General features: G+C 25.3%; 12 protein-coding genes. 10 read left to right on the top strand and 2 right to left on the bottom strand.

Going from position 1 to position 10,495, the window contains the following annotated elements; genetic code table 11:
* Nucleotides 1-606 (top strand): prealbumin-like fold domain-containing protein (locus HMPREF1092_RS10220; RefSeq protein WP_002598600.1); only part of this gene is annotated, 606 nt, incomplete at its 5' end.
* Between the two features lie 216 nt (nucleotides 607-822).
* Here HMPREF1092_RS10220 and HMPREF1092_RS10215 read toward each other — a convergent pair.
* A complete protein-coding gene (locus tag HMPREF1092_RS10215; RefSeq protein ID WP_002598599.1) occupies nucleotides 823-1,299 on the bottom strand; it encodes a GNAT family N-acetyltransferase in 477 nt (158 codons plus the stop codon).
* Nucleotides 1,300-2,024: 725 nt separating this feature from the next.
* Here HMPREF1092_RS10215 and HMPREF1092_RS10210 point away from each other — a divergent pair.
* The 4 genes from HMPREF1092_RS10210 (at nucleotide 2,025) to pepT (ending at nucleotide 5,290) form a co-directional block, all read left to right on the top strand.
* The gene (locus HMPREF1092_RS10210) at nucleotides 2,025-2,798 is read left to right on the top strand and encodes a nitroreductase family protein (protein ID WP_002598598.1); all 774 of its coding nucleotides are present in this window, start codon (nucleotides 2,025-2,027) and stop codon (nucleotides 2,796-2,798) included.
* Nucleotides 2,799-2,815: 17 nt separating this feature from the next.
* Nucleotides 2,816-3,181, top strand: coding sequence for an ArsR/SmtB family transcription factor (locus HMPREF1092_RS10205; protein WP_002598597.1), 366 nt, complete (start codon nucleotides 2,816-2,818; stop codon nucleotides 3,179-3,181).
* Between the two features lie 134 nt (nucleotides 3,182-3,315).
* A complete protein-coding gene (locus HMPREF1092_RS16535; protein ID WP_002598596.1) occupies nucleotides 3,316-4,002 on the top strand; it encodes a MerR family transcriptional regulator in 687 nt (228 codons plus the stop codon).
* 61 nt (nucleotides 4,003-4,063) lie between these two features.
* Nucleotides 4,064-5,290, top strand: coding sequence for a peptidase T (pepT, locus tag HMPREF1092_RS10195; RefSeq protein WP_002598595.1), 1,227 nt, complete (start codon nucleotides 4,064-4,066; stop codon nucleotides 5,288-5,290).
* 227 nt (nucleotides 5,291-5,517) lie between these two features.
* On the opposite strand, the gene HMPREF1092_RS10190 is transcribed toward pepT, so the two are convergent.
* Nucleotides 5,518-6,114, bottom strand: a complete 597-nt coding sequence (locus tag HMPREF1092_RS10190; protein ID WP_002598593.1) for a GNAT family N-acetyltransferase — start codon at nucleotides 6,112-6,114, stop codon at nucleotides 5,518-5,520.
* 386 nt (nucleotides 6,115-6,500) lie between these two features.
* Here HMPREF1092_RS10190 and HMPREF1092_RS10185 point away from each other — a divergent pair, with 386 nt between their 5' ends.
* The 5 genes from HMPREF1092_RS10185 (at nucleotide 6,501) to HMPREF1092_RS10170 (ending at nucleotide 10,383) form a co-directional block, all read left to right on the top strand.
* Complete coding sequence (locus HMPREF1092_RS10185) at nucleotides 6,501-7,658, top strand: SulP family inorganic anion transporter (RefSeq protein WP_207637629.1); 1,158 nt, start codon at nucleotides 6,501-6,503, stop codon at nucleotides 7,656-7,658.
* A 235-nt stretch (nucleotides 7,659-7,893) separates the two neighbouring features.
* Nucleotides 7,894-8,778 carry an ABC transporter ATP-binding protein gene (locus HMPREF1092_RS10180; RefSeq protein WP_002598591.1) on the top strand — a complete coding sequence of 295 codons (885 nt, stop codon included), beginning with the start codon at nucleotides 7,894-7,896 and terminating at the stop codon, nucleotides 8,776-8,778.
* Nucleotides 8,759-9,364: a hypothetical protein gene (locus HMPREF1092_RS10175; protein WP_144054935.1), complete on the top strand. Its 606-nt coding sequence runs from the start codon at nucleotides 8,759-8,761 to the stop codon at nucleotides 9,362-9,364. The genes HMPREF1092_RS10180 and HMPREF1092_RS10175 overlap by 20 nt, the downstream gene beginning before the upstream one ends.
* An 11-nt stretch (nucleotides 9,365-9,375) precedes the next feature.
* Entirely contained in the window at nucleotides 9,376-9,537 is a 162-nt protein-coding gene (locus tag HMPREF1092_RS17215; RefSeq protein WP_002598589.1) for a hypothetical protein, read from the top strand.
* A gap of 120 nt (nucleotides 9,538-9,657) precedes the next feature.
* Complete coding sequence (locus HMPREF1092_RS10170; RefSeq protein ID WP_002598588.1) at nucleotides 9,658-10,383, top strand: LytR/AlgR family response regulator transcription factor; 726 nt, start codon at nucleotides 9,658-9,660, stop codon at nucleotides 10,381-10,383.
* Nucleotides 10,384-10,495: the final 112 nt, after the last annotated feature.

The following is a 10,495-nucleotide window of genomic DNA, read 5'->3' as shown; positions in this document are numbered from 1 at the left end:
GTAGAGGGACCAAATGGATATAAACAAGTGGTTACAACAGATAAAGATGGAGTTGCTACATTAAATAATATTCCATGGGGAACTTACGAAATTAAAGAAACTAAAGCACCAGAAGGTTATAATCTAAATAATGAAATTAAAGTCATAAAAATAAACTCAAAAAATGCAAGCGAAGTTCAAAGAGTTATAGTTAAAGATGACAAGATTATAGAACCTATTGTGCCAAAAGAAAATAATCAAGTTAATGAGGATATACCAAAAGGAAATAATCCAATTGATAATAGTGGGTTAAATAACAATAAAAAAGTTAATAATGGTTTAAATAATACTTCAAGTATTAATAATGAAAAAAATAGCAGAAGTATTAATAATGGAAATAATACTTCCATTAATAGTAATTTATATAATAATAAACTAAATACTAATAATTCAAATATTAATGATAAGTTAAATAAAAAATCTCAAGATTATAAAGAGAACAATTCTAGAAGTAATAATCCTTTAACTGGGGAAAGTGGTCAAATGGTAGTTGTTTTAGTTATACTTGCAGCTGCGATAATTCTACTAATTTTAAACAACACAAAATTTAAAAAAAGAAAAAATTAAAAAATAGAGCTTAGCAAATATTTGCTAGGCTCTTTTTTAATTTATCTTTTGATTTTTGAGTATAATTGTAATATTTTATAAGCTATTCATTAAAAACTAAGGCTATTTTCAAATATAGTGTTGATTTTTAAATAAATATTATTAATGTTCTCATAAGTTATTAGACAACAATAAAAGAGCAACACTCGTGTTGATCTTCTAATAAAATTACGTAAGTTATCTAAATTTTTCAAGTCTATAATGATTTTCTTCATCTAGTTCTTTAATTCCATTTTTGAAATCATAGCCCTTTTTTCTATAAAATTCACAGCCAGTAATTGATGATGGAATTTCAATTCTTTTTGCTCTTAAAAAATACTCGTCATTTTCTAGAGTATTAATTATTTCGCTTCCAATACCTTTTCCATGTAGCTCTGGCAATACAAATATAGTTAGCAAAATACTTTCATCTTCTTTTCCCCAATAACTTGAAATTGCTCCACACCCAACAATAGTATTATTAATGCATGCAACATACATATGTGCATAACTTGCAATAGATAATACTTTTTGAGGATTATATACATTAGATAATTGTTGCATATCTTCTGCATTATAATCCTTAATATTTACTTCTAAAAAGTTTCTTTTTATTATTTGAGATATTTTTTCTGCATCCTCACTTTTAAATTGTCTTATTTTTAAATAATCCATAAACCCCTTACTCCCATACTTTAAACAAAGTGATTTGTATTTTAATGATGATATAAATACTTGGTTTAACAAATATTACCACAAATAATGCAAATTTTCCATAAAATAAAGAATTGCTATATTAAAACCCAATAGTTCTTAATGCAAATTCATTTTTTTTACTTGTTGTATGCGAGGTGTGAGAGTGTACCAATAGATTTTTAACCTTGATTATATCTTTATCTGTTTTAAAATATTCTAACTACCTAAACCATGCTAAATAATTGGATAGGTATTTTGTTGGAACACCATTAAACCTAGTCATCCAATTCTTTAATTTGCTATGAAAAGAATTAACGTGTTGTAGATGATATATACCCTCTTTTTTCTTGACTTTAGGCAACTGAACCAATTCTAAATTAGATTCTCTTGCAAACTTTTTAAAGCTTCACATTCGACAATACCTTCTACAGAGCCAGTTACAAGAAACTTTTTAAATCCATCTAGTATCTTATGTCACCAATAAAAAGATGTAGCTAAACTTATTCCAGTTTCTTGAGCACATTTTTTAAGAGTATATCCAGCTATTATACATTAAATTCAGAATATTATAAAAAATCAACACTATTTAAGAAAACCGCCAAAACTAATTAAAATAATGGTAGCCAATTTCTTTACCAATGAACAAAAAAAATATCTGTTTGTTATAATGGTTTAAACTATTGAACGGAAGGTAGGAAATATTCATGAAAGAACATATTATTCAAGTAGATAAAAATCTTTGTATTGGTTGTGGGCTTTGTAAAAGTGATTGTCCAGCAAATAATATTGTTATTAAAGACAAAAAGACAGTAATTAAAAATCAGGAATGTATTAAGTGTGGACATTGTGAAGCGATTTGCCCTAAAGCTGCAATTACTTTAACTGGTTTTAATGAAGAAACAATGGAGATTAAGGAGAAAACTAATTTAAATCCAAATGAATTATTAATGGCACTTAAAACAAGAAGGGCTATTCGTCAATTTAAGAATAGTGAAGTTTCTTCTGAAATTATAAAGGAAATTATTGAGGCAGGACGATTAACTCCAAGTGCTAAAAATGCTCAAAATGTATCATATATTGTTTTAGGGAAAGATAAAGGAAGGTATGAAAAAGTTGCAGTAAAGTTTTTTAAAAAGGTTCAGGGCTTTGCAAAACTTTGGATGAAGTCAGCTAGAGAAGTTACAATTGATGATGATTTCTTTTTTAAGAAAGCACCTGTAGCAATTATGGTAGTATCTAAAGATAAAGTTAGTGGGTCTCTTGCAGCAAGTAATATGGCTTTAATGGCAGAATCTAATGGCTTAGGAGTATTTTATAGTGGATTTTTTACAGTAGTAGCAAACCATTCAAAAAAATTAAGAAAGCTATTAGAGTTAAAACATAGTGATAAAATAGTAACTACTTTAGTAATTGGTTATCCAAATGTAAAATATAGAAGAACAGCTAAAAAAGAAGATGCTGTAATTAGATATTTATAAATATTAGGAGAAAAAATATGGATAAGGAATGTAAAGAGCGTTTAGAGGTAATAACATCAAAATTTAAGAAGTGTGGAGAAGCTATTTCTGCCATAGGAGATGAAACAAGACAATTAATTTTACTTACTCTTTTAGAAAGTGATTTTAATGGTGTAAGAGTAGGAGAAATTTCAAAGAAAACTCATCTTTCTAGACCAGCTGTTTCTCATCATTTACAAATATTAAAAAGAGTAGGAATAATAAATGTTAGAAGAGAGGGAACAAAAAATTATTATTACCTTGATTCAAATGAATCACAATGGAAAGATATAAAAGATTTGATAAATCTTATATTTGTGGGGATACAGCATATTAGTGAAGATGATAAGAGGAAAGAGGAATAAGATTATATAATTTTATAATAATTTTTTAAATCATACTATATAACTCATATATAAATTTAAAATGAATTATAATATAGATAGATTTATATTTATGAATTTTATATATAATAAATATAGGGGAAGGTGATTTAATTATGGAAGAAAGATTATATAAACCAAAAGAAATAAGTGATATGGTTGGAGTAACTGTTAGGACTTTACAATATTATGATAAGATTGATTTATTAAAACCAAGATATAAAAATGAAAATGGATATAGATTTTATACTGAAGAAGATTTAATTGAACTTCAAAAAATAATTTCATTAAAGTTTTTAGGATTTTCAATAGAAGATATTAAAAAGCTTTTAGTATCAGAAACTTCTGAAAAGATAACTCTTATAAAGGAAAAGAAAAAACTTTTAGAGCATCAAATAAGGAATTTAACTTTAATTAATAAGTCTTTAGAAGTTTTAGATAAAAATATTGAGCATGAAAATGAAATTGATTGGTGCGAAATTGCTAGCAATGTAAAGAATATGAGAATTAAAAGGCACAAAGAGGTTTATGGTAAAAATATAAAGGATAAAGAAAATCAAAATATGCTTCATGGTGAACTTATGGATATTTTAATAGAAATTCTTAAAAATAAAGGTGATAAGGAAAAAGAAAATGTTCTTAAATTAAAAGAGCATATGGATAAAATGGTAAAAGGAAATAATGGAATAAATCTTATAATTGAAAATTTACAAGAAATAAGTGATATTCCAGGAAAAATGCGTGGAATAAGTGCAAAAGATGCCTTAACTTTAATTGATAAGATAAAAAGTCATATAAATTAGTAATAACTAGTAAAAGGTTGTATAATAAATACATAAAAAAACTAAAAAGGAGATGGAAGTTTTGAAAAGAGTTGAAGAAAGATTTTTAGAATATATAAAAGTCGATACAAAATCAGACGAAGAAACAGGAGTTACTCCAAGTACTAAAGGTCAACTAGTTTTAGGTGATATTTTAGTTAAAGAATTAAAAGAAATTGGTCTTGTAGATGTTGAAAAAGATGAAAATGGATATATTTACGGAACTTTAAAAGGAAATACTACTGAAGAGGTTCCAACTATAGGATTTATTTCTCACATGGATACAGCTCCAGATATGAGTGGAGAATGTACAAATCCTCAAATAGTTAAAAATTATGATGGTGGAGTTATAGAAATAAATAAAGAGCTTGGAATTTATTTAGACCCAAAACAATCACCAGAAATGAAAAAATATGTAGGTAAAACTTTAATTACTACAGATGGAACAACTCTTTTAGGAGCTGATGATAAAGCAGGAATTTCAGAGATTATGACTGCTATGGAATACTTAGTTAATCATCCAGAAATTAAGCATGGAGATATAAAGGTTGGATTTACTCCTGATGAAGAAATTGGTCAAGGAGCAGACCACTTTAATGTAGAAAGATTTAATGCTGATTTTGCATATACAGTTGATGGTGGCGGACTTGGGGAATTAGAATATGAAAACTTTAATGCTGCTGGTGCTAAAGTTACTATAAAAGGTAAAAATGTTCATCCAGGATATGCAAAAGATAAAATGTTAAACTCTCAAATGGTAGCTTATGAATTCCTTTCAATGCTTCCACTTGAAGAAGTTCCTGAAAAAACTGAAAACTATGAAGGATTCTCACATTTAATTTCTATAAATGGAACTGTTGAACAAACTAACATGGTATTTATAATTAGAGATTTCTTTGATGAAAGCTATGAAAAGAGAAAAGAAGACTTTAGAAAAGCTGAAAAAGCTTTAAATGAAAAGTATGGTGAAGGAACAGTTATAGCTGAAATTACAGACCAATACAGAAATATGAAAGAAAAAGTTGAGCCAGTATTCCACATTATTGAGACAGCTAAAAAAGCTATGGAAATGGCAGATATAACTCCAGATGTAAGACCAATAAGAGGTGGAACTGATGGAGCAAGACTTTCATTTATGGGATTACCTTGTCCTAACCTTTTCACTGGAGGAGAAAATTTCCACGGAAGATATGAATATGTAGCAATTGAATCAATGGAAAAAGCTGTTGAAACTGTTGTTAATATAGTTAAATTATATGGAAATAATTAGATTCAAATAGGATTTTATTAGGTATGTATTCTACAATGGAAGAGGCAATTGCTAAAATTGATGAAATTGAAAAGTGTATATTAAATAATCCAAATGGTGTTTATACCATGAAAAGTAATGAATAATTTTAAAATAATAAAGGAACATCAAAGTTTGATGTTCCTTTTTAATTACATAAAAATATAATATTTTTAAGTAAAAAATTAATCTATTATATAAAGTGTAAATTAAATATTATCTTCTATAAAATGAACTTCGTAATTATCCCAGTATTCTTTATAAACTCTATCAACTTGTCCATCAAAATTTAGTTGATACATTCTAAATGTTACTAAGATATCTTTAGGTTGCCACTGTTCTTCATAAGAATATTTATAGCTCATTCCTAATTGTTTCATAACTCCGCCACTACGAGGATTTTTTACATCATGTGTAGCTGTAACATATAAAAAGCCATCTTTTTTTACTTGTTCTAAAACAGCGTTACTTGCTTCTGTTACGATTCCTTTATGCCAAAACTCTTTTCTTAATCCATATCCTAAATCATGATTATTATCTATGCTAACATTAACATAACCAATAGGTTTATTATCTGTTTTTAAACAAATGGCATATCTATATCCTTTATCAAGTTCATATGCTTTAGCATATCTTTCATAAAAAAAGTTTTCTGCTTCTTTTAATGATTTTAAAGGAAACCATGGAAGATAAGTATTTACTTCCTCGTCCTTATAGATTTCAAATAAAGCTTCTATATCATCTTTAGTAAACTTTCTTAATATTAATCTTTCTGTTTCTAATGTTGGTGTATTTTTATTATCCATATTTTTATCCTCTCAAAATCCTGTTTATAAGCTAATTAAATAATAGCTAACTTGTATAAAAATTAAAAATTTTCTTATTTAAGATTATATTAACATGACTTTGTATTTAGTTACAAATGATTCAGTAATAACTAAGATAATGGATAGAAAATTATATTAAACATTAATATTAATAGGAAAGGAAAATATTAATATGAGTAGAAAAGAAAGAGAAAAATAATTTACACATTATAAAGTGGGATTTAAGAAATAAAAATAAAATTATCATGAAATAAAAGGAAAATATAATAAAAGAAATATCATAATTAACATTTATTTAATAAGAATCGATTATAAATTACTGTTATTTAATAAAAATATATTTATAATTTATTTTGGGAGGAGATATGATGATAGAAAAAATAAAAAATGAATGGCTGTCTAATATACAAAAGGATTTGTTATCTAGTTTTGTAGTAGGGCTTTCTATGATACCAGAGACAGCTGGATTTGCAATTATGGTTGGACTAAGTCCTAGTGTAGCTTTTTATACTACATTTTTTATGTCCTTTGTATTATCCATAGTTGGATCAAGAAAAGCTATGATAAGTGCAGCAGCAGGTTCAGTAGCTTTAGTGTTAGTTGGAGTTTGCAAAAATTATGGAGTTGAATACATTGGAATAGTAACTGTAATGGCAGGAATAATACAAATACTCTTTGGAATATTTAAAATAGGAAAATTATTAAAATACATACCTGAATCAGTTATGTTTGGGTTCGTAAATGCTTTAGGAATACTTCTTCTTAAAGAGCAAATTAAGTTTTTTTACGGGCAATCTTATCAAATGTACATATTAGTTTTAATTGGAATACTTATAATATATTTATTCCCTTTAATAACAAAAAAAGTTCCATCAAATTTAATTTGTATAATAGCAGTTACAGCAGTAGCTTTAATATTTAAAATGCATGTTCCAAACTTAGGAACTATAGAGCATGGTGGAATGGAATTTAAATTTATGACATTACATAATTTAAACTTAAAAATTTTTATAGAGTTAATTCCTTATGCAGTATCTCTTGCACTAGTTGGAACTATAGAGAGCTTACTTACAGCAAAAACTTTAGATGACATAATTGGAGATTCTAGTGATAAAAATAAAGAAGCTAGAGGACAAGGAATAGGAAATATCGTATCAGGACTTTTAGGTGGAATGACTGGATGTGCTTTAGTTGGGCAATCTATAATAAATAGTAAATCAGGAGCTAAAACAAGACTTTCAACATTCTTTGCAGGATTTTCATTAATTGTATTAGTTCTTGTGTTTAATGACTATGTAACTAAAATTCCAATAGCAGCAGTAGTTGCAGTTATGATAATGATATCTATAACAACTTTTAATTTTAAATCTATAACAAACATAAGAAATATTAAAATTCAAGATACAATAAATATGATAATAGTTGTGATACTTGTATTATTTACAGATAACTTAGCTATAGGAGTTGTAGTTGGAGTTTTAATAAATTTATTTTTTATAAAATCTGAAGGAATAGTTAAATAGATATTTAAATTGATTTAATATAAAAAATAATTAAAAGATTAAAGCAGAAAGAAGTAAAAAGCTCTTTCTGCTTTTATTTTTAATAAAAAGCTTACGGTTTTTATTAAAAAGAAGAGTATTTTTACAAAAGAGTATTATTAAGGAGATTAGATAGTAGCATATAAAATAAAGAACAAATTATTTTAGAAGTTTATATTTTTAATTAAATAAAATACGTAAAAAGTGAGGTGGTATTATGATAGAAGCTATTTCTGTTAATAAATCTATAAAAGATAAATACTTACTTAAAAATATAAATTTAGAGATTAGAAAGGGAGATAAACTTGGAATAATTGGACCAGTAGGTTCAGGAAAAACAACATTATTAAGAGTAATTTTAGGTATATATAAAATCTCAAATGGAACTTTAAAGAAAAATGTAAAGCACATTGGATTTATGCCATCTAGTAAAGGCTTATATGAGGAACTATCTGTAAAGGAAAATATAGAAGCTTATACAGGGGTAAAGATATTAAAAGAAAAAGAGTTAATATATTTTTCTAAGAGGATAGGAGTTTTTGATTATATAGATAAAAAAGTTTCAAAGCTTTCTAGTGGTATGAAACAAAAAGCAGCACTTTTAATAGCTGTAAGTATGAATCCTGATTTATTAGTTTTAGATGAGCCAACAGCAAATCTAGATATTGAAACTCGGATTAATATACTAAACTTTCTAAAAGAATATTCAAAGGATAAGACAATCGTAATAACTTCTCATAATCTAAATGATATTGAAGAAATTTGTGATAAAGTTATTTTTATTAAAGATGGTGAATTACAAATTAATAATTCTATAAAAGAAATAAAAAACAAATTTTCTGATGAAAGAGTAAAGATTATATTTACTGAAAATATAAGTGTTGAAAAATCAAAATTTATAAAAGATAAGATAAATGAAATTGTTATAGAAAAAAATTATATATTATTTGATGAAGAGAAAGTAGATATGTATTTGATTTTAGATGTTATTAAAGCTATGGATTTAATAATATTTGAAATTAGAAGAGAAAGTAAAAATCTTCAGGATATCTATTTGGATATTAGGAAAGGTGAAGTTAGAGATGAGGAAGCTATTGAATAAAGAAATTATATTTTTAAAAGTTAATATAAAAAGATGTTTATTTTTAGCTGTAATTGTAGTATTAATTAGTATGTTCATTATGTTAAGAGGAAAAAAAAGTTTAATTGATTTAAGATTTATTTTAGGCTTAACTTCAAGTTCTTTTATCATAAATATAATTTTTGATTCAATGATGTTAGAGAAGAAAAATAAAAGCTTTGAAAAGATGCTTCAATTAAACAGTCTTACACAAATAATAAACTCAAAAGCAATAATTTCTTTTATCATATCAACTTTAATTTCTTTATTATTTTCATCAATACTAATACTAAACAGAGGATATAGCTTTAAAGATTTTTATATTGTATTTTTATTAGTGCCATTTTTAAATTTAGTATTTTCTAAAATATTTTGTTTAATATTACTTTTAAATGACCAAGTAATTCTTATTCAAATTGTAACAATGGCATTTGCACTATGTTATGTTATTCTTTTTACTTCAATAGAAAGGTTAGAGGAAGCAATTTTATTAGGGGGGTTTTCAATTTTTACATTTTTTATAGTTGATATTTTCATAAATAGAATCGAGATTGAAAAAATAATTTAATGGGGGAACGAATGTATAAAATTATTTACATAGTACTTTTATTACTCGGGATATTAGGTATAGCTTTTGGATATAAAAAAGGAACTATAAAGGCAAAGGATATTGGGGTTAAAGCCTTAGCTATAAGCATAATATTAATTATATTAGTTCTTATAACTATATTTATTAAATAGGGATAAATTTAAACCACTAGATTTTAATCTAGTGGTTTTTTTAAGAAATTTTTAGTTTATCAAATATATATTGTATTTTATGGTAAAATTATATTGAAACGTTTAAAATAGGAGGAAAAAATGATTAGAGTATATTTATGTGAAGACGATATATATCAAAGAGAGAAGTTAAAAAAGATTGTTGATAATGCAATAATAATAGAAAACTATGATATGGAAATTGGATTAGTAACAGACGATCCAGATATTATATTAGAAGACATAAGTAAAAACAAATGCTTAGGTTTATATTTCTTAGATATTGATTTAAAAAAAGATATAAATGGAATTCAACTTGCTGAAAAAATAAGAAAATTAGATCCTAATGGCTCTATTGTGTTTATCACTACAAATTCAGAAATGAGTCATTTAACTTTTACTTATAAAATTGAAGCTATGGATTTTATTATAAAAGATAATTATAAAAACATAAGAGAAAAAGTAGAAGAATGTATAGCTTATGCAAATGAAAAATATTCTAATAAAAATAACTCAGAGGTTTTTTCCATAAAATCAGAAGATAAGATAGTCAATATTAGGTATAAAGATATTTTGTATTTCGAAACATCACAAACTATACATAGAATAATAGTAAATTGTAAAAATAGACAAGTTGAGTTCTATGGAAAAATGAAAGAATTAGAAAAAAAACTAGCGGATTATAATTTTTGCAGATGTCATACTTCTTTTTTAGTAAATAAAGATAATATAAAAGAAATTGATAAGAAAAAAAGATTAGTATATATGAGTAATGGAGATGTATGTTTAGCTTCTTTTAGAGGAATGAAATCTCTTATAGAAAAATAAAAGTCAAAAAAACATGTAAAAAGATAAAAAAAAACACTTTTTATAAAAATTTAGACGTTTATTATTAAATTTATACAGAAAACTACAAATAATGTATACTTGTATCAGAAAG

It is taken from the genome of Clostridium thermobutyricum (genome assembly GCF_000371465.1).
Classification (GTDB): Bacteria; Bacillota; Clostridia; order Clostridiales; family Clostridiaceae; genus Clostridium; species Clostridium thermobutyricum.
The sequence above is the reverse complement of the archived record's forward strand: the minus strand, read 5'-3'. Positions and strand labels throughout refer to the sequence as shown.